The 537-nt window shown below is 69.8% G+C and carries 1 protein-coding gene; it reads right to left on the reverse strand.

The genetic code is table 11. From position 1 onward, the window contains the following. On the reverse strand, positions 1-537 hold a 537-nt coding region (locus EOA29_RS39485; RefSeq protein ID WP_281061156.1), incomplete at both ends, for a hydantoinase/oxoprolinase family protein.

Below are 537 nucleotides of genomic sequence, written 5' to 3' on the forward strand. Positions count from 1 at the left end.
CGCTCCTGGTCGCGATCTGCGTCACGGAACGCGTAGCCGCGGCGCGGTCGACCGGCATGGCACCGCCAAGCAGCGCCACGGGATTGAGGCGACCCATATGCAGGTTGGCATCGGTGATCGTCGGCTCGGTTCCGCCGCGCATGTAGCCCACCGGTCCCGGCAAGGCGCCAGCAGAGTGCGGCCCCGCCTTCAGCGCACCGGCATCATCGACCCAGGCGATCGATCCGCCGCCGGCGCCGATCACGTGCACGTCGACCATGGGGCAGCGGACCGGATAGCCGGCGACGTCACGCAGTGGGGTGTAGGCGCCACGGCCATTGAGGATCAGTGACACATCGGTCGAGGTGCCGCCGACGTCGAACGTCACCGCGTTTCGAAAGCCTGCGGCCGACGCCACCTGCGCGGCGCCGACGACACCGGCGGCCGGGCCGGAAAGGCAGGTGCGGACGGGATAGGCTTTTGCGGTTTCCATCGACATCAGGCCGCCGTTGGAATGCACCGTGTGCGGGCTGGCCCGCACACCAAGCGAGGCCGAGC

Source organism: Mesorhizobium sp. M1E.F.Ca.ET.063.01.1.1 (assembly GCF_003998155.1).
Lineage (GTDB): Bacteria > Pseudomonadota > Alphaproteobacteria > Rhizobiales > Rhizobiaceae > Mesorhizobium.